This is a genomic window from Mesobacillus jeotgali (assembly GCF_031759225.1).
Lineage (GTDB): Bacteria > Bacillota > Bacilli > Bacillales > Cytobacillaceae > Mesobacillus > Mesobacillus jeotgali_B.
Map to the genome: position 1 here is coordinate 2,188,722 of NZ_CP134494.1, position 18,348 is coordinate 2,207,069.

An 18,348-nucleotide genomic window follows, 5' to 3' on the forward strand; every position below is an offset into this window, starting at 1 on the left:
AGGACGCCTTGATATGGACTTATACTACCGCCTGTAACAACTTTACATAAAATATACCACCGCTATTTTATTCATTGGTAAAATATGGTAACATGATAGATAAGGAGGGAGTTCATGGAATTTTTAATCCTAATGGGTTCCATCGTTGCAATCATCTGGCTGATGAAATTCTTTTTAAGAAAAGTACTTCATATTCCAAGAGTTAAAAGGAAAGCATTTTCCTATAATCATATAAATAAAACACATAGAAACCTAGAGTGGGTCCTCCGTATTGCGACGATGATCGCTTATGTATATTTATTTTTCCTATTAATGTATGAAGATTTTTCGGCAAACCTTTTTCTGCTAATTATGACATTCCTGTTCACTGCACAAAATTTCCTGAGGGCTTATTTTGAATGGAAAGCCTCTGAACAGCCTAAGGAATCCATCCTCTCCATTGCAGAAGGAGTTATGTTGATTGGAATTGTGCTTCTGCTGATCCAGTTTGATGTACTATATAAGCTTCCCCCAATAATTTATCGCTCATAAGGCCATTTAATTCTTGCGTGGAAAAGGAATGAACTGAAATGATTAAGAATAAAAAATATTTAATTCTGGCCATCACCTTTTTCTTTATTTCGATGGCATTGAACTTTCCGTTCCCTCATGAATATCCGGCTGGCCAGGAAATGTCAGTAGCTTTAGGGTTTCCAATCACGACCATGGATGGACTCAGTTATATTGGCATCGCTGGCCTCGTATTGTTTATCATCAGTCTGTTTTTTCTTGTGAAATCGCTCGAGATATACCATAAGCGTATGGTTTTAATTGCAATAGTATTAGTGGGCCTCCTGCCGCTAGAATTGGTAAATGCCTATCAAAAAACGTTCGCAACAGGTATCTACGCTATCGAGTACGAAAGAGGAGAGAGCAATTACACATTCGAGATGAAAGACGAAACAACATTATACGCTATCTGCCATCTCCCATTTGAAAATCACAGCAATGAAACAGTCCAATTCAACATCGAATTTTATGAAAAGTATTTGTTTGAAGATGACTATCCGATGCTATCTCTTTTAAATGAAGGAGCCCCATTCAAGATAACCCTCCATGGAAAAGAGAGCAAAGTAATCACAATCGAGACTGAAATCGATTTAACCAAATTAGAAAGAGGCGGATTAAGCGGGCAAGGTTGGGGAATCAATTTGATGATCGTCGATGGGGAGAAAGTTAGGAAGTTATGATGATATAAGAAGGTAAAGAAGCGTTCCATATGTTTCTTTCTTTTTTTAGTTGATCACCTTCTATGTTAAAGTCTTTCCATCTTACCTTTATAACCAAAGTACATATGAGCTGAGAATTTCCGTCTATTCTCTATAGAGGTCGCTTTTGGAGCTGAATTTGGTGGAGAAATTCCGGTTAACTGCAAATAATAAGCCGAATTTCAACGATTTAAATTGAATAAGCGGAAAAACGATTCTTATTTTTAATGAAATAAGGGTCGTTTTCAATTTTAATGGAATTTGTCCGTTTATTTTTTGGTATCATTGGGCCTTTCTTAAAAAATCGTACAAAGGAATCTCTGCTATTTCCCCCGAATAGTTTAAGGAGAGAAATGAATTTTAAAAACAGAAAAAACGCATTTGCAAGGAGGAAAGCATATCAAAGCAATAGTAAAATCATTAGTCGGCGGGTTGGTTTCAGGTATAGCCCTCGGACTATTTCTGAAGTGGATTCAATTCCATACGAATCTCAAGGTATATACCTTATTGCTGAATGTGGATTACGTGCCAATCCTTAAAAATATACCATTACCGGAAATCATTGAATTCGGTTTGCATTTGGTCATTTCAATCATGCTTGCCCTGATTTTTAATGTGTATATAAACAGGCGGAGCCTTAAGAAAGAAGTCATTCATCGACTTGTATTGAGAGTGAGTTTAATCGTTGGTTTGCTGCTATATCCAACGACCCTTCTTTCGGAACGGACACCATCAATCACCGATGCATATGCCTTTTTAGTGTGGATGGCTGGGCATTGGATTTATGGTATCATTTTAGGGAAAATTTTATCATATAAGGAAGGAGCGAGGGTTTGAAAAAGAAAATTATTTTATCAGTCGCAATCTTAATTTTCTTTATTTATGGAGTTTCCAAATGGAGCGATTATCGTGAAAAGAATTTGACTGATGTGCTAGATTCAGCCCACATCGAGAAAGTTAGTTTTAAGCATCTTCCACTTAAGGATGATATGGGAAATTATAATCGTCAAATAACAGATGATGCTACACTTCAGGAGCTAATGAACTTCTTAAGTCAATATAAAGTGCAAAAAGTCGGCGATCGCGATTTTGTTTCCGAATATCCCGATGAACAATTTCAGTTTCAATTGGAGTATCAAGATAATAGCGTCACAATGCCTTCCTTGATTGAAAGAAATATTCTTTTACACGAAATGTCTCAGTATGAAATCACCAACGGACCTGTGGATCATGAATGGCTGAGGGGATTTTTAAAGGAAGTGGGAGAAGAAGCATAAGAAATGGTTGAATACCCATTTATTTGAAACTTTTACCACTGCTTAAACTTATTTCTTTTAAAGCCTTATTTAACGGAGGTACCTCATGAAAAAGATGCTAATTGTACTCACAATGATCTTGATTGCTTTTTTAACTGGCTGCAGTGAGGAAGAGCAGCAGTTAAAAGGATTGGTTTCGGATAAAGAAGGTATTTATGGATTATACGTTGTAGGCGATGAAAAAGTTGATGGATCAAAGCTAGCTAGTGAAGGCATTGATGAATCAAAAATTCATGTGATCTATCATCCAAAATCCTTGGAAGCAGCTCAAGATTCGTTCTCGAGTGCTGAAATTGAGAAATCACCGGCATATGTAGTACTCGATCATGATGGAATTGCCCTTAAAACCTTTGATTATGATGAAATGGTAGGATTCTTGAAATCAAGAATAGCCACAAAATAATATAGTCTGACCAAACGCAATGCCAGGAGTCTATGCTCCTGGCATTTGGTTTTTTAAAGCATTTTGATGAAAGGTGACGATGTTTTTGCCGGATCTTTTGGATACATATAGTGCCTCATCGGCGTAACTGATGACCGTAAACGGGTCGATATCATGGTCTGGCCAAACTGCACCACCTACACTGCATCCGACTTTAAGCATGGCATTATCGACAGTATAAGGCTTGTTAATATTTGTGATCAGTTTATCTGCGATCGTTTCAAGGATAGGTTCGACTGATTCATTTGGTGTATCCAGCACGACAAGGAACTCATCACCACCGAGCCTGAAAATAGAATCTTCCTTTCTCGTACTCTCTGTTAGTCTGTTTGCCACTTCCTTGAGTACCATGTCGCCGGTTTGATGTCCATAAGAATCATTGATTTGTTTAAATCCATCAAGGTCTAAATATAAGAAAGACAGCGAATGCCCCATATTCTTTTCTTTTTTTAGGAATTGATCTAGAGCTACCCGGTTGCCTAGGCCGGTTAATAGGTCATGATGTGCGAGATTCTCCATGACTCCCAAACTGGACTCCGTCCTTACCAGGGAATCAACAAGTTCCCTTAGCGAGCCGGATAAAAGTTCAAGTTCCTTAATCCCTTTTATATAAGGGATTTTTGTTTCATTTCCCATTCTCAAACTATGGGCAGCTTGCGTTATTTTCCGTAAGGGACTCGTAATGAATCCGGCAATAAACCATCCGATGACTGCAAAGATAACAGCAGTGGTTGTTCCAAGTGTAATGATGAAGGTTTTTAAGTTTTCAACAGGGGCAAATGCCGCCTCAGCTGGGATACGGACGATGACGATCCATCCCAGACCTGAATAATCATGATGGCCGTCACCAATAGAAAAACCAGTAAGATAGTTTTTACCATCAGGCCATTTTTCAACAAGCCAGCTATTTTCCCGCTTTTTGGCATTATGTACACTATTGATATCTAATACTTGCCCAGTCAATTCGGGTGGTCCGAGAAGCACAGTATTGTCATTCCCGCTTAAAACAAACACTTCGGCTCCGTTTAACTCGTCTTTTAATGGTTGTACAATCTCATCTTTCACTTGTCGTGACCATTCCCAGCTCAGATGGGCTGCAAGAACACCAGTGAAGTTTCCACTCTCATCTGTTAGGGGATTGCTGATGTCGACAAACTGCATTGGCTCTCCAGTTGGATTTGGGAGCAGATTTGCAAGCAGCACCGCGTTATGAACATCGCCAATGAATTTCCCATTCTTGCCTGCTTGATAAACAGGGCGCTTTGAAATATCAGTGCCTACCAGTATTTCGTCTGTTGCAGCTACCACTTTCCCTGCAGAGTCGGTCAGCCCAATCCATGAAAAAACCGGAATGCTGGTTTTTAATTGGTCAAGAAGTTTCTGTGCTGACTGCAGATTTTCCTGGGATTTAATATCCTCAATCTGACTCAAGACTTCAACTTCGCCAATCCTTGACCACATGAAAGAATCCAATTTATCAGCCATATGATACGCAGTCGTAGACAGGTTGTTTCCAATCTCTCTTTTGATTGTTTCCCCGGAATACCTGCTAATTGTTATACTCAAAAGCATCGTCAGTAAGATAATGATGACACCAAAAAATAGAGCCATATAGGCTCGAAGGTTGAATTTCATATAAAATAGTTCCTTTCGTGCAGTAAAGCTAAAATGTCTACTTAGTTATATCGACATTTTTTGTGTATTTTTTAGACATTATTTCTGTTTAATTGCCCTTATTATTAGTGATTAAATTCTGAAAAAAAGCAGAACTGTTTAAATGATATACAATTAAGTGTGAATACGATAATTCAATAGATTTAGCTTTCCGAATATTGATTGCTCTCCCGGATAACTTCCATATAAAAACTAATCGCATTAAGGTAATTCTCTATACTGATATGCTCATTCGTTCCATGCATCCGGTTCAGGTCTTCAGAGGTCAACTGCACTGGGAGGAAACGGTAGGTGTTTTCGGAAATACTGTCGTAATGCTTTGCGTCTGATCCGGCGAACATCAGATAGGGAGCAATGATTGCTTCGTCGTATACATTCCTCGCGCTTTGCTGGATTGTTTTGAAATGCCAGCTGTCTATGGAGGAAACACCTGAGGCTTCTGAGCCCTCGATCGTTACTTTAATCTCATTGTCATCGATGGTTTTTTCTATATAGTCTTTCACTTCTTCCAACGAGTCCCCTGGCATTAAACGAAGATTTATGATGACGGAAGCTTTTTCAGGGAGGGCATTGTACTGTTCGCCAGCATGAAAAATCGTCGGTGCAATCGTTGTCCTGATTAGCGCGGCAGAAGCGGGCTGGCCTAGCAGGATTTTTTCGATAACAGGTTCAAAAATAAACTTGTTCGCAAATACATATTTCATTCCAAAACTCATTTCAGGTGCGACGAATTCAAAGAGATCCTCGCCTGGTCCTTGAAGATCTGCTGGGAATTGGGTTTTTTCCAGCTTGGCAATCGCAGCGGAAATCCTGCCAATATTCGTACTGCTTTTTGGCTGAGATGAGTGTCCGCCGCTTCCTTCGATTGTAAGCTCGGCAGTCGCTGAGCCTTTTTCGGAGATGCCGACAACTCCCACGGGCTGATCGACACCCGGAACCATGTTTTCAACAATGGCTCCTCCTTCATCCAAAACGAAGTCAAACTTGATTCCTCTTTCATTGAGAGTATTAACGATGGAGGCTGCACCTTCGTCACCCCCGATCTCCTCATCATGACCGAACATCAAGTAAATGTCGCGGCCAGGCTGATATCCTTCTTTAAGCAAGTGTTCTGCTGCTTCAAGGATTCCGATCACACCGATTTTATCATCCAATGTGCCGCGTCCCCAGATTACTCCGTCTTTGACGGTTCCACTGAAAGGAGGATGCTCCCAGTTTTTCTCCGTACCTTCCAGGACTGGAACGACATCATAATGGCTTGTCAATCCGATTGGGAGCCGGGAAGAGTCCGATCCTTTCCATTTATAAACAAGTGCATGGCCATTGACCATTTCCAGCTCAAGCTCTTCATGCACAACAGGAAAGCTTTGTTCTAAAAAGGATATGAAGCGGTCGAATTCTTTTAAGTCCATTTTGCTGCGATCCTGGTAGGAAATAGTCTTAAATTGTATGGCTTTTGATAGGGTATTGATCGCATGGTCTTCTTTTAATGTGCCATTAAAGTGTTTCGGTGTTGGCTGAAGGGATTTCAAGGTGAGAGTATTGAACATGGTGACCATGGTGAAAACAAGGAGCAGGCTGGCAATGATCACTAGAAAAAGCCTCGATTTTTTCATAGTTTAGTATTAAACCTCCATTTATTTTTTCAAAAAAAGCCTCCGGTTACCCAGAGGCTTCTGTCTATGCAATTTCAGGTGCTTGTGGCTGTTGTTCTGGTTCTGGAACAAAGGCGAGAATGATCATCCCGATTACAAAGAGGATGACGAGACTGAAAACACCCATGCTTGAATTGCCTGTAAGCTGTGCTGTCAGGCCGACCATAAGCGGCCCCATGATGGAAGCGAATTTCCCGAAAATATTATAGAATCCGAAAAATTCATTCGCATTTGCTTTTGGCACCAATTTTGCAAAATAAGAGCGGCTTAGTGCCTGGATACCGCCTTGTGAGGTAGCAACGAGCATCGCCAGGATCCAAAAGTCCGTCGTTGTTTCCAGGAAGTAAGCGTATATGCAAACAAAGATATAAACGGTGATCCCGACGTAAAGCATCTTTTTTCCGGTAAAACGTTCGGACAGTTTTCCGAACAAAATCGCGAACGGCCAGGCGACGACCTGGGTGGCAAAAAGGATGATTAATAGGTTAGTAGAACTGATTCCTAGATCGGTCCCATAAGCTGTTGACATCGTGATAATCGTTCCTACTCCGTCAATGTAAAAGAAATAAGCTAATAAGAATAGAAATAATGCCTTGTATTTGCGGATTTCCTTGAAGGTTTTCCCTAAGCGCCGAAAGCTTTGCAGAACCAATTGTGGTTCCCGTTCAATGTAATGCTTTTGGTGGACATTTTTAAACATGGGAATCGAAAATAGTCCCCACCAAATGGCCGTGATGATAAATGCTGTCTGGCTGGCTAAGGTCATTGAAATAGGCAGGATCTTTGTCTGGGCTAAAATAATGATTGCGATACTGATGATGAAGGGAATCGTACTCCCGATATAACCCATCCCATATCCTCGAGCAGAGACTCTGTCCATCCGTTCATCTTTCGTGACATCAACGATAAAGGCGTCGTAGAAAACATTGGAACCTGTCGAGCCAAGCACAGCAAGGGTGTAGACAACCAAAAGCATCAGCCAATTTCCACTTGGGACAAAGGCAAGGCCAGCTGTAAAGGTAATACCTAGTGTAAAGAAAATAATGAAAAAGCGTTTCTTCAATCCTTGATAGTCGGCAATGGTCCCAAGGATCGGACCAATCAATGCCAAAATGAAGGTGGCAATCGCAATTGTGTATCCCAAATAAGCAGTCGAATTTGACAGGCTCACACCAGCCTCAGTAGCGGAAGCTTTATAAAAGAGCGGGAACACAGCTGTCGAAATGATAATCGAATAAGCCGAGCTGGCCCAGTCATAACGAATCCAGCTGCTCTCTTCCTTCGTAAAACCTTTCATCCTTTTGCCCCCAATAAACTATATTTTTGTCTTTTTCCTAATCAATACCACTCCATAGATGAAATGATTGTCAGATGTGTAATTAGTGCTTGCCTGAAAAAATCCATTCCAACTGGTAATATATTTCGCTTCAAGCAGGCAAAAGACCTTCTTTCCTGGTTCTAAATATCTAAAATCCCTTCAATGATGAATCCATCTGTGTCTCCGAGGTCGAGGCCTAGCAAGCGGGCAAAAGTGGGTCCTTCGTCAACGAGGTGCATCGATTTAATGGAAAAACCTGGACGAATACCTTTTCCAGCTGCGAAGAATACGGTGTGATATCCCTCTTTTTCAGGTGAATAACCATGACAGGCTAAGGTATACTTTTTAGTCTTGGCGTCCTCATCGGTAACTTCTTCAATATAGTCACCTTCAATCGCTTCACTGAAGTAGAAACCTCTCGCCGCTTCAAGCATCCTGAAAGCTGTGCCATCAGCTCCTTTTTCGTTTGCCTCGCTGCCAGTGATGACAGTTTCTATTCCGTTCCTTTCGTTCTGCAAAAGCTCAGCCAGAATATCTGATACTTCGTTTTTTGCAGCATAATCGTCAGGATCATTTATATAGACATAAGCAGAGCCGTCACAGCTTTTGCAATAGGCTTTCCAGTCTGTCAATTTCCCTGAAGCATTCGTTTGGATAAGTCCTCGTTCTTTAAATAATACGTTCAATTTCACCACTTTAGACTCATCAAGTGCACTATGGTCACCAAGAATGGCAACTGTAGAGTTCTCGGAAATACCCGCCTCTTTGAGGGTTTCCATAATACGGCCGAGCCGCTTGTCATGGCGTTGAAGCGCGGCTTTCGCTTCTTCTGATGAAAAACCGTGCATATGGCGCTGGGAGTCAAGGTCGACAAAATGGATCAACATCAACTCGGGCTTTCTCGTTTTGATTGTTTCAACAGTTGACTCCAGAACGAAGTCATCCAGCTCAGGCTGGCTCAAGCCGTTCCTTATATGGCCGAATTTCGAATTCATTTCAAGCTGGTATCGAGGACTTCCATTGAAAAGAGAAACAGGAATCTGATGATGCCATGGACGATTAGCGAATATTTCAGGCATGTTATAGGCAATATCGGCCTTTGCCGTTACCGGCCATAATAATGCGGCTGTTTTCATGCCAGCTTTCTTCGCCTCATCGTAAAGTGTCGTGCCTTTTATATGGTGGCGATGCCAGAACCAGTCAGGTGAAATTCTGCCTGGCTGCATATATGTATTGTTGACAATTCCATGCCGATTTGGGTAATTTCCGGTTACTATTGTCGCATGGCATGGGTAGGTTACAGAAGGGTAGATGGTTTCCACTTGTGTACAATAGGAACTATTTTCTATAAAAGACTTAAAATTTGGCAGTTTCTTCAGCAATGGAACATCATGCTCAGAAAGACAGTCAAAAGAAATGACGATTAAATGGTCTGTCAGTTTATTCATTTCGGCCTCCAAAGGATTTATATATTAAATATAACAGAATATTTTGGTGAAAATAATCTGCTTTCCTATTTTCATTTGAAGGAATTACTGGTCTATTAAAGAAGTAATAGAGTATCTGATAAAACTGGAGGCAGAAGAAAATGGAACTGATCGAGAAAGCCTTGCAGATTGCTTCTTTGGCACATCAGGGGCAGTATCGCAAAAACACGAATATACCGTATATTGTTCACCCTATGGCAGTGGGGATGATTTTACAAAAAGCAGGCTATCGCGATGGAATGATAGCAGCTGGAATTCTTCATGACACAGTAGAAGATACGGATTTGACCTTATCAGATTTAGAGCGGGATTTTGGACAGGAAGTTGCGATGATCGTTGAAGGCTGTTCAGAGCCCGACAAGTCTCTATCCTGGGAAGAGCGGAAACAGCACACCATTGAATTCCTGAAATCGGCATCCGACGAGACTCGGATTGTCGCCTGTGCGGACAAATTGCATAATGTCAGGTCCATCCGCCAGGACGTTGAACAATCCGGTGAAGAAGTTTGGGGGAGGTTCAAACGCGGAAAAGGCCAGCAGGAATGGTATTACAGAAATGTGTTAAAAAGCCTTGGCCATTTGTCTAAGTTTCCATTGCTTGAGGAGCTCGAAAAGGAAATAGAGCGTTTGTTTGAATTAAGTGCATTTCCTATTAAAACTTAAGGAGGACTCGTTTTGAAATCACCACTATATAATAAAATTAACAATGTTTTTATCCACGTGAGCAACTTGAAGAAATCTGCAGAATGGTATTACAACCTTCTGGGAATCCCGTTCGATGCCGGAAAAATAGAATCACCCGTTCATAATATCCCTGTCACATCTGAAACCGGGTTAACTCTGGATGATCACACCTTCGACCCGGGGTTTAATCTGAAGCCTTCCGAGCATGTATTGTTCAACTTCCTTGTAGATGATGTTGATGAAGCTTATCGCTTTGTAAAGTCAAATGGAATTACCGTTACTAAAGAAATTGAACGTATTGGCGATTTTGCATACTTCAATTTCAGAGATCCTGATGGCAATGTATTGATGATTTGCAACTGCTGACCTTTTGAGATAAGGTTTATTTTACCAAAAAAGCTATTAATTTCCGTGATTCAATTGATTCACCCCTGGGTAAAGATAGGTAATCCTAACAAGGGGTGATAAAGATGAAGACGAAAGTAAAAATGTCAAAAGAAGAGCTATTCAATCAAATAAAAAATAGTGATGGCAACTTGAAAATTTCGTCTGTGTCCTCAACAGAAGAAGGGGAAGAAGTAATCGCCCTGGCGAAACACCTTGAACTTGAAGGCAAAATCGTTTTGCTGGAATACTGTTTGGATAAAAAGCCACTGGCAGTTTCCCTGAAAACAAAGAATCCTGATTAACCGTATAAATTCAGAAAGCGAGCCGCTTTAATAGTGGTTCGCTTTTTTATTTGCATGAATATAGGTATAAAGAACCAAAAACCGACAAGTAACCGTTTTCTTTAAAAACTTATAAAATTTATAATTGACTGAATATTATATCTATATTAATATCGTACCTAATACTTTTTTTCTTTCGCAAAGCGAAGCGTTTAAGCAAAAAAGAAATTGGGGGGATTCATGATGTCACAGATGTTAGCTTTAGTAATTGTTGTATTCATTTTACTAGTGGGTGATTTAGTTGCTGTTAGGACGAAGGCATGGATTCCGTCTATGTTCGTCTCCGCTGTATTGTTTTTGATTGGCTACTGGACGTTTTTCCCGAAAGAAATCGTTGCACTTGCTGGTGTGCCATCGGCAGTGGCTGTTATGATGATGTATTTGTTAATTACAAATATGGGAACATTGCTCTCAATCCAGGAATTGAAAAATCAATGGAAGACCATCGTTATTGCTTTATCAGGTATTTTAGGAATTGTAGCCGTATTATTGAGTGTAGGTACTCTAATCTTTGGTTACCAGACAATGGTCGTTGCCATTCCTCCTTTGGTTGGCGGTGTTGTATCCGCCTTGATTATGTCTGAAGGGGCAAAAGAAGCTGGTCTCGCAACACTATCCGTATTCGCCATCGTTATATATGTCATGCAGGGGTTTGCGGGATACCCATTAACCTCACTCGTTCTGAAAAAAGAAGGAAAAAGGATTTTAAAGCAATATCGTGAAGGAAACCTGGCAGCAGCTGAAGTTGCCGCAACCGTAGAGGCCGCTGCGAAACCTGTTGAATTAAAAATGTTTAAAAACCTGCCAGAAAAATATAACACAGAATTCTTTAAGTTTTTCAGGCTTTCATTGGTCGCTTTTCTGGCCTATCAAACTTCTACATTATTGGCTCCTGTCGTCTCGGTAAGCCCGTTCGTATTGGCACTATTATTTGGTGTTATCGCCACAAGTGTAGGATTCCTGGAAAAGCAGGCACTTCAAAAGGCCAATGGATTTGGAATCGCCATTCTTGTCTTGATGTTATTTATTTTTGATGGATTGAAGCAGGCTACTCCAGGAATGCTTCTTGAAATCCTCGTTCCGCTTATTGGTGCGATTGTTCTTGGCATCACAGGAATGTATATCTTTTCGTTCATCGTCGGCAAAATTTTAAAGGTGAGCAAGGAAATGGCCTTTGCTGTATCATTGACAGCACTTTATGGATTCCCGGCAGACTATATCATCACTAATGAAGTCATCAATTCCTTGACTGAGGATGAAAAAGAAAGAGAAGCTTTGACCAGCCATATGCTTCCGCCAATGCTTGTGGGCGGATTTGTAACTGTCACGATCGTATCGGTCGTGCTTGCCGGTATCTTCGTAGGATTCTTATAGGAAAAGAGGCGAATGAGATTGCTAGAGTTAAAGGTACGCATTCAGCATCATATTGATCAAATCAGTGAATACACTGCTACTCCAGGAAAAGGGACGACAAGGTTGACCTACAGCCAGGAGGATTTAAAGACTCGCAATTATATAAAAGGAAAAATGAGAGAGTATGGCCTGCAGGTTAGTGAAGACGGCTTTGGCAATATTTTTGGCAAACTGGAGGGCACTTTAAAGGACGCACCTAGCGTGATGATCGGGTCGCATTTTGACTCGGTCCCTCACGGAGGTTCCTATGATGGCCCCGCAGGAGTCGTTGCGGCACTTGAGGTGGCAGCACTATTTGCAAAAAATAACTTAACTCCAAAGTATCCTCTTGAAATCGTTGCCCTGGTGGAAGAAGAAGGTGCAAGATTTGGCGGAGGGCTTATGGGATCCCGGGGAATGGTCGGTTTGCTTGGAGAGAAAGAGTTTAAGAGCCTGAGAGACCAAAACGGAGTTTCCACAATCGAAGCAATGAATGGAATTGGGCTGGACCCGTCGCTGCCGAAAAAAAGAGATCCGAAAACGATGAAAGCATTTCTTGAATTACATATTGAACAAGGTCCTATTTTAGAAGAAAAAGAGATTCCGATTGGTGTTGTAGAGGCGATTGTAGGTCTGACACAGCTGGAGGTGACAGTTAAAGGGCAGGCGGGGCACGCAGGTACCACACCGATGGACCGCCGGGCCGACGCTCTGGTGGCTGCCGCAAGTATCATCGCTCAATTGCCCTCGCTTGCTGAAGAAGAAGGGCATGGGACAGTCATTACCACCGGTCGCTTGAACGTCTATCCCAACGGCGCCAACGTGATCCCTGATCAGGTGGTTTTCTCGGTTGATATTCGTTCAGGAAAGGAAGAGCATGTCCTGAATGTGATCGAAAAAACAAAGAGTCTTGTTCAATCTTTAAGTGGAAGTGGTATTGAAACAACAATTGAGCAGCTACTATATATCCAGCCGAAAGAACTGAATCCAGGTATCCGCTCACTTTTAAAAGAAAAAAGTGAAGAGCTTGGAATTTCTTACTGTTCGATCCACAGCGGCGCAGGGCATGATGCAATGGTTTTATCTGATTTTACCGATGTTGGAATGCTCTTCATTCCGAGCAAGAATGGCCTGAGTCATTGCCCGGAAGAGTGGTCAGATTCAGAAGACATAGCCAGAGCGGCAGAAATCTTTTACGAAACAGCTAAGAGCTTAACGGAGGCGGAATAATGATAAACGATCGAGTAAAAGAGGCCATTAAAAGCTACAGTGACGAATTAACAGAAATTAGGAGAATTCTTCACAGCGAGCCGGAGCTTTCATGGGAAGAGTTCAAGACGACAGATTTTGTTTGCTCTTATCTGGATAAGCTGGGCATTTCGTACCGGCGAACCGAGCCAACTGGAGTCATTGCTGAAATTATGGGAGGCAAGCCAGGCAAAACGGTCGCCTTGAGAGGGGATATGGATGCTCTTTCGGTTGAAGAACTAAACAAGGAGTTGACATACGCATCGAAGGAAGACGGGAAAATGCATGCATGTGGACATGATGCGCACACCGCCATGCTGATGATCGCGGCTAAAGCACTAAATGAGATCAAGGAAGATTTGCCAGGAAATGTCCGTTTATTATTCCAGCCAGCGGAAGAAGTTGCACAGGGAGCAAGGGCTCTTGTTGAGCAAGGTGCTATGGAAGGAGTGGACAATGTCTTCGGTATCCATATCTGGTCGCAAATGCCGACGCATAAGGTCAGCTGCACACCGGGTCCATCCTTCGCCTCAGCTGATTTGTTCAAAGTGACATTTAAGGGGAAAGGCGGCCATGGAGCGATGCCGCAGGCTTGCATCGATGCAGCGGTTGTTGCTTCATCCTTCGTCATGAATGTCCAATCCGTGGTCTCAAGAACGATCGATCCCCAGCAGGGCGCAGTTCTAACGGTCGGTAAAATGGTTGTCGGCACACGCTTCAATGTCATTGCAGAAAATGCAGTAATAGAAGGGACAGTCCGTTGCTTTGACCCTGCCGTTCGTGACCATATCGAGACACAGCTGACCCACTATGCTGAAAATGTCGCAGCAGTTTACGGTGCTACGGCTAAGGTAGAATATACACGCGGCACACAGGCGGTTATCAATGACGAAGAAAGTGCGCTGCTTGTCCAGCGGGTAGCTGCTGAGGCATTCGGCGAGGATGTCATTTATCATGAAAAACCTACCATGGGCGGCGAGGATTTCAGTTTCTATCTTGACGAGGCACCGGGAAGTTTTGCATTAGTTGGAAGCGGCAATCCTGAAAAAGATAGCGAGTGGGCCCACCATCATGGCAAATTCAATATTGATGAAGATGCGTTAACAACAGGTGCGGAACTATACGCCCAATTTGCCTGGGCTTACCTGAACAGAAGCTGACCGACAAAAAGTGGAGAACCCTCTGGGGCTCTCCACTTTTGATTACCTCTTTTTCTTTTTGCCAGGATCAGCAGCCAGCGTCGGCTTCGCCTTCGACTCAATTGTCAGCTGCACATGATATGTCTGTTCATCAACCGCTAACACACTTGTAACTTTCCCCTTACGCCCCTTGATCCTCAATTCCTCCCCAACCGCAGGGACCTGCTGACGCAGCTGATTCAAAAGCTCCGTTCTGTTTTCAAAAAAATGGACAACAAACATAGCCTATCACCTTTTTCTATAGTAGTAGTGTTCCTATCACTAACATATTTGCGGGATACTAGGTTTAGAACTGATTAATAGGAGGAATTTTAGTAGGATTGATTTATTGTGTTAGTGGGGAGAATTTTTAGTGGGGATTAATTAAGTAGGAAAGTTACTTTGTATGAATTCAACTTCTGACAGGTTATAGGGTCAGAGGGAAGAAGCTATCAAAAGTGTGGTCATGTTCTGACAGGTTTGGGGCTTTGAGATGGAAAGCTGTCAGAAGTCAGCCCATGTTCTGACAGGTTTGGGGCTTTGAGATGGAAAGCTGTCAGAAGTTAGCCCATGTTCTGACAGGTTTGGGACTTTGAGATGGAAAGCTGTCAGAAGTCAGCCCATGTTCTGACAGGTTTGGGGCTTTGAGATGGAAAGCTGTCAGAAGTTCGCCCATGTTCTGACAGGTTTGGGACTTTGAGATGGAAAGCTGTCAGAAGTCAGCCCATGTTCTGACAGGTTTGGGGCTTTGAGATGGAAAGCTGTCAGAAGTTAGCGCATGTTCTGACAGATTTGGGGCTTTGAGATGGAAAGTTGTCAGAAGTCAGCTCAAGTTACAACAATTTGAGATCCCAACAGTAAAAAGTTGTCAAAATAAAACCGCAATCGTGACAGGTTCGGGCCATTCAGAATAAAAGCTGTCAAGAAAACCTGGTAATTGTGACAGGTTCGGAGCTTACAGGCAAAAAGCTGTCAAGAAAACCCCGTAATCGTGACAGGTTCGGGGCTTACAGGTAAAAAGTTGTCAAAATAAAACCGCAATCGTGACAGGTTCGGGCCATCCAGGCGAAAAGCTGTCAAGAAAACCTGGTAATTGTGACAGGTTCGGAGCTTACAGGAGAAAAGCTGTCAAGAAAACCTGGTAATTGTGACAGGTTCGGAGCTTACAGGCAAAAAGCTGTCAAGAAAACCTGGTAATTGTGACAGGTTCGGAGCTTACAGGCAAAAAGCTGTCAAGAAAACCCCGTAATCGTGACAGGTTCGGGGCTTACAGGTAAAAAGTTGTCAAAAAAACATCGTAATCGTGACAGGTTCGGGCCCTACAGACGAAAAGCTGTCAAGAAAACCTGGAAATTGTGACAGGTTCGGGCCCTACAGACGAAAAGCTGTCAAGAAAACCCCATAATCGTGACAGGTTTGAGCCCTTCAGATTAAAAGCTGTCAAGAAAACCTGGTAATCGTGACAGGTTCGGGTCATCCAGAATAAAAGTTGTCAAGAAAAACCTGGAATCGTGACAGGTTCGCGCAATCCAGACGAAAAGCTGTCAAGAAAACCTGGTAATCGTGACAGGTTCGGGTCATCCAGAATAAAAGTGGTCAAGAAAAACCTGGAATCGTGACAGGTTCGCGCAATCCAGACGAAAAGCTGTCAAGAAAACCCCGTAATCGTGACAGGATCGAGCCCTCCAGGCGAAAAGCTGTCACAATAATGCCGGAGTCATAGTTCAGGAGCAAAACGAAGAAATCTTGTCAAAATAAAACCAAACTAGGAGGTTCACAACGATGAATACATATAAATTCCCTGAAGGATTCTTATGGGGCGGTGCCACTGCCGCCAATCAAATTGAAGGTGGGTTCAATGAAGGGAACAAAGGCTTGAATGTCGCGGTTGTTCTGCCAGGAGGAAAAGCAAGATACGATATTTTAACAAAACCGGGTTTCGACTTTGAAATCAAACCTGATCAATATTACCCGAATCACGAAGCGATCGATTTTTACCATCGTTACAAAGAGGATATTGCTTTGTTTGCGGAGATGGGTTTCAAGGCCTTCAGAATGTCGATCGCCTGGACGAGGATTTTTCCGAATGGCGACGAAATCGAACCGAATGAGGAAGGGCTCCAATTTTACGACCGGGTTTTGGATGAATTGCACAAGCATGGAATTGAGCCGGTGGTGACCATTTCCCACTATGAAATGCCGCTTCATTTGGTGATGGAGTACGGTGGCTGGCGTAACCGCAAAGTGGTCACATTCTTCGAAAGATATGCCAACACCATTTTAACCCGCTATAAAGATAAGGTTAAGTATTGGATGACGTTCAATGAAATCAATAGTGCCCTGGTGATGCCGATCAACGGCCTTGGTTTTTCGATTGAAAAAGAGGAGGACCGGTACCAGCCAACCTTTCAGGCATATCATCATCAATTAGTAGCAAGCGCCATTGCCGTAAAAGCCTGCCATGAAATCATTCCAGGCTCGGAAATCGGCTGTATGATCCTGTTCGCACCAGTTTATCCATTTGACAGCAATCCGGATAATGTCCTTCATGCACTTAAAGAAGAGCAGATTTTCAATTATTTTTGCGGAGATGTCCAGGTGCGCGGGGAATACCCTTCTTTCATGAATCGATACTTTAAAGAACACAATATCCAATTAGAGATCGAGGAAAATGACCTTGAAGTATTGAAGGAAGGCACTGTGGATTATGTGGGCTTCAGCTACTATATGTCACGTACTGAGAAAAAAGAAAAGGCCGCCGAGGACGCATCAGAAGGAAATATTATTGGCGGGGTGAGGAATCCTTTCCTGGAAGTTAGTGACTGGGGATGGGAGATCGATCCAGTTGGATTGCGAATCAGCCTGAACAAACTATATGATCGCTATCAGATTCCGCTCTTTATTGTTGAAAACGGCCTGGGAGCCTATGACAAAATCGAAGAAGACGGCAGTATTAATGATGACTATCGGATAGGCTATCTGCAAGAGCATATTAAAGCAATGGGCGAAGCGATTGAAGATGGAGTCGACTTGATGGGCTATACAAGTTGGGGATGTATCGATATGGTCAGCATGTCAACCGGCGAGTTTTCCAAAAGATATGGCTATATCTATGTGGACAAGCATGATGATGGCAGCGGGACGTTAGAACGGATCAAGAAAAAGTCATTCTTCTGGTATAAAGATGTCATTAAGACAAACGGTAAAAAGTTATAAACGGTATTGTAGGGAGCTGCCTGTTATGTAGGCAGCTTCTTTATATTGGAGAAAATCACTAGCAATAAAAGGAAATCCGACGCTTTTGTCGAATAATACCTTTTTACATATTCTTATCTATATAGATGAGAGCCTAAAAAGGGGGAAATCCCTTATGTATTCAGAGTGGAATGCTAATTGAATTATAATCAAATTAATTATATCAAGGAGGAAAAATAATGTTTTTATATAAGATAGATAAGGAATTATCATTAAAATTAACAGAGGTATCCGATGCAGACCGACTATTTGAGCTGACAGAAAATGCAAGGGACTATTTAAAAGAGTGGCTGCCCTGGCTCGATTTTACAACGCAGGTTGAAGATACGAAAGAATTTTTAAAAGGTACGATGAAAGGCTACGCCGAAAACAGAAGCATGACGACTGTTATTTTATACAACGGAGAAATCGTCGGGACGGCAGGTTTTAATAGTATCAACTGGTCAAACAAGACGGCCTATATCGGCTATTGGCTCGGCCATGAGTATCAGGGAAAAGGGATTATGACAAGGGTATCAAGGGCGCTGACTGACTACGCCTTTAACCATCTGAAATTGAACAAAGTTGAAATCAGAGCAGCAGCGGAAAATAAAAAGAGCAGAGGAATCCCCGAAAGACTGGGATTTGTAGAAGAAGGAAGGATCAGGCAGGCAGAATGGTTATACGACCACTATGTAGACCATATAGTTTATGGGATTCTGGCAGAAGAATGGGACTTAAAATAG

At 42.3% G+C, this 18,348-nt stretch carries 18 protein-coding genes; 13 read left to right on the plus strand and 5 right to left on the minus strand.

Going from position 1 to position 18,348, the window contains the following annotated elements; all coding sequences use genetic code 11:
* Positions 1-114 precede the first annotated feature (114 nt).
* From RH061_RS10950 to RH061_RS10970, 5 genes are all read left to right on the plus strand, one after another.
* Complete coding sequence (locus RH061_RS10950; RefSeq protein WP_311076040.1) at positions 115-531, plus strand: DUF4181 domain-containing protein; 417 nt, start codon at positions 115-117, stop codon at positions 529-531.
* A gap of 38 nt (positions 532-569) precedes the next feature.
* Positions 570-1,229 (plus strand): hypothetical protein, encoded by a 660-nt coding sequence (locus tag RH061_RS10955; protein WP_311076042.1) that lies wholly within the window; start codon positions 570-572, stop codon positions 1,227-1,229.
* Between the two features lie 399 nt (positions 1,230-1,628).
* Positions 1,629-2,084, plus strand: a complete 456-nt coding sequence (locus tag RH061_RS10960; RefSeq protein WP_311076044.1) for a hypothetical protein — start codon at positions 1,629-1,631, stop codon at positions 2,082-2,084.
* Complete coding sequence (locus tag RH061_RS10965) at positions 2,081-2,524, plus strand: hypothetical protein (RefSeq protein ID WP_311076045.1); 444 nt, start codon at positions 2,081-2,083, stop codon at positions 2,522-2,524. The genes RH061_RS10960 and RH061_RS10965 overlap by 4 nt, the downstream gene beginning before the upstream one ends.
* 85 nt (positions 2,525-2,609) lie before the next feature.
* The gene (locus RH061_RS10970) at positions 2,610-2,966 is read left to right on the plus strand and encodes a hypothetical protein (protein WP_311076046.1); all 357 of its coding nucleotides are present in this window, start codon (positions 2,610-2,612) and stop codon (positions 2,964-2,966) included.
* A 30-nt stretch (positions 2,967-2,996) separates the two neighbouring features.
* Here RH061_RS10970 and RH061_RS10975 read toward each other — a convergent pair whose 3' ends face one another.
* From RH061_RS10975 to RH061_RS10990, 4 genes are all read right to left on the minus strand, one after another.
* Positions 2,997-4,640: a sensor domain-containing diguanylate cyclase gene (locus tag RH061_RS10975; RefSeq protein ID WP_311076047.1), complete on the minus strand. Its 1,644-nt coding sequence runs from the start codon at positions 4,638-4,640 to the stop codon at positions 2,997-2,999.
* Positions 4,641-4,822: 182 nt separating this feature from the next.
* Positions 4,823-6,295, minus strand: coding sequence for a M20 family peptidase (locus RH061_RS10980; protein WP_311076049.1), 1,473 nt, complete (start codon positions 6,293-6,295; stop codon positions 4,823-4,825).
* Positions 6,296-6,359: 64 nt separating this feature from the next.
* On the minus strand, positions 6,360-7,631 hold the full coding sequence (locus tag RH061_RS10985) for an MFS transporter (RefSeq protein ID WP_311076051.1): 1,272 nt from the start codon (positions 7,629-7,631) through the stop codon (positions 6,360-6,362).
* 161 nt (positions 7,632-7,792) lie between these two features.
* The gene (locus tag RH061_RS10990) at positions 7,793-9,100 is read right to left on the minus strand and encodes an alkaline phosphatase family protein (RefSeq protein WP_311076052.1); all 1,308 of its coding nucleotides are present in this window, start codon (positions 9,098-9,100) and stop codon (positions 7,793-7,795) included.
* A 140-nt stretch (positions 9,101-9,240) separates the two neighbouring features.
* Here RH061_RS10990 and RH061_RS10995 point away from each other — a divergent pair, with 140 nt between their 5' ends.
* From RH061_RS10995 to RH061_RS11020, 6 genes are all read left to right on the plus strand, one after another.
* On the plus strand, positions 9,241-9,801 hold the full coding sequence (locus tag RH061_RS10995; RefSeq protein ID WP_311076054.1) for an HD domain-containing protein: 561 nt from the start codon (positions 9,241-9,243) through the stop codon (positions 9,799-9,801).
* A gap of 12 nt (positions 9,802-9,813) precedes the next feature.
* Complete coding sequence (locus RH061_RS11000; protein ID WP_311076055.1) at positions 9,814-10,188, plus strand: VOC family protein; 375 nt, start codon at positions 9,814-9,816, stop codon at positions 10,186-10,188.
* Between the two features lie 104 nt (positions 10,189-10,292).
* Positions 10,293-10,511, plus strand: coding sequence for a hypothetical protein (locus RH061_RS11005; protein WP_311076056.1), 219 nt, complete (start codon positions 10,293-10,295; stop codon positions 10,509-10,511).
* A 222-nt stretch (positions 10,512-10,733) separates the two neighbouring features.
* Positions 10,734-11,924: a hypothetical protein gene (locus RH061_RS11010; protein WP_311076368.1), complete on the plus strand. Its 1,191-nt coding sequence runs from the start codon at positions 10,734-10,736 to the stop codon at positions 11,922-11,924.
* Positions 11,925-11,936: 12 nt separating this feature from the next.
* Positions 11,937-13,172 (plus strand): Zn-dependent hydrolase, encoded by a 1,236-nt coding sequence (locus RH061_RS11015; protein ID WP_311076058.1) that lies wholly within the window; start codon positions 11,937-11,939, stop codon positions 13,170-13,172.
* Positions 13,172-14,350, plus strand: coding sequence for a M20 family metallopeptidase (locus RH061_RS11020; RefSeq protein ID WP_311076059.1), 1,179 nt, complete (start codon positions 13,172-13,174; stop codon positions 14,348-14,350). The genes RH061_RS11015 and RH061_RS11020 overlap by 1 nt, the downstream gene beginning before the upstream one ends.
* Before the next feature lie 42 nt (positions 14,351-14,392).
* On the opposite strand, the gene RH061_RS11025 is transcribed toward RH061_RS11020, so the two are convergent.
* Positions 14,393-14,611 (minus strand): hypothetical protein, encoded by a 219-nt coding sequence (locus RH061_RS11025; protein ID WP_311076061.1) that lies wholly within the window; start codon positions 14,609-14,611, stop codon positions 14,393-14,395.
* Between the two features lie 1,539 nt (positions 14,612-16,150).
* Here RH061_RS11025 and RH061_RS11030 point away from each other — a divergent pair.
* Together RH061_RS11030 and RH061_RS11035 are read left to right on the plus strand one after the other, a co-directional pair.
* A complete protein-coding gene (locus RH061_RS11030; protein ID WP_311076063.1) occupies positions 16,151-17,584 on the plus strand; it encodes a glycoside hydrolase family 1 protein in 1,434 nt (477 codons plus the stop codon).
* Positions 17,585-17,802: 218 nt separating this feature from the next.
* Positions 17,803-18,348 carry a GNAT family N-acetyltransferase gene (locus RH061_RS11035; RefSeq protein ID WP_311076065.1) on the plus strand — a complete coding sequence of 182 codons (546 nt, stop codon included), beginning with the start codon at positions 17,803-17,805 and terminating at the stop codon, positions 18,346-18,348.

Excerpts from the sequence above, each read along its gene's own strand:
- RH061_RS11010 (WP_311076368.1), top strand. The coding sequence starts at position 10,734 with ATGTCACAGATGTTAGCTTTAGTAATTGTTGTATTCATTTTACTAGTG.
- RH061_RS11020 (WP_311076059.1), top strand. The coding sequence starts at position 13,172 with ATGATAAACGATCGAGTAAAAGAGGCCATTAAAAGCTACAGTGACGAA.
- RH061_RS11030 (WP_311076063.1), top strand. The coding sequence starts at position 16,151 with ATGAATACATATAAATTCCCTGAAGGATTCTTATGGGGCGGTGCCACT.
- RH061_RS10970 (WP_311076046.1), top strand. The coding sequence starts at position 2,610 with ATGAAAAAGATGCTAATTGTACTCACAATGATCTTGATTGCTTTTTTA.
- RH061_RS10985 (WP_311076051.1), bottom strand. The coding sequence starts at position 7,631 with ATGAAAGGTTTTACGAAGGAAGAGAGCAGCTGGATTCGTTATGACTGG.
- RH061_RS10955 (WP_311076042.1), top strand. The coding sequence starts at position 570 with ATGATTAAGAATAAAAAATATTTAATTCTGGCCATCACCTTTTTCTTT.
- RH061_RS10950 (WP_311076040.1), top strand. The coding sequence starts at position 115 with ATGGAATTTTTAATCCTAATGGGTTCCATCGTTGCAATCATCTGGCTG.
- RH061_RS11035 (WP_311076065.1), top strand. The coding sequence starts at position 17,803 with ATGTTTTTATATAAGATAGATAAGGAATTATCATTAAAATTAACAGAG.
- RH061_RS10990 (WP_311076052.1), bottom strand. The coding sequence starts at position 9,100 with ATGAATAAACTGACAGACCATTTAATCGTCATTTCTTTTGACTGTCTT.
- RH061_RS10975 (WP_311076047.1), bottom strand. The coding sequence starts at position 4,640 with ATGAAATTCAACCTTCGAGCCTATATGGCTCTATTTTTTGGTGTCATC.
- RH061_RS10995 (WP_311076054.1), top strand. The coding sequence starts at position 9,241 with ATGGAACTGATCGAGAAAGCCTTGCAGATTGCTTCTTTGGCACATCAG.
- RH061_RS11015 (WP_311076058.1), top strand. The coding sequence starts at position 11,937 with ATGAGATTGCTAGAGTTAAAGGTACGCATTCAGCATCATATTGATCAA.
- RH061_RS11025 (WP_311076061.1), bottom strand. The coding sequence starts at position 14,611 with ATGTTTGTTGTCCATTTTTTTGAAAACAGAACGGAGCTTTTGAATCAG.
- RH061_RS11005 (WP_311076056.1), top strand. The coding sequence starts at position 10,293 with ATGAAGACGAAAGTAAAAATGTCAAAAGAAGAGCTATTCAATCAAATA.
- RH061_RS10980 (WP_311076049.1), bottom strand. The coding sequence starts at position 6,295 with ATGAAAAAATCGAGGCTTTTTCTAGTGATCATTGCCAGCCTGCTCCTT.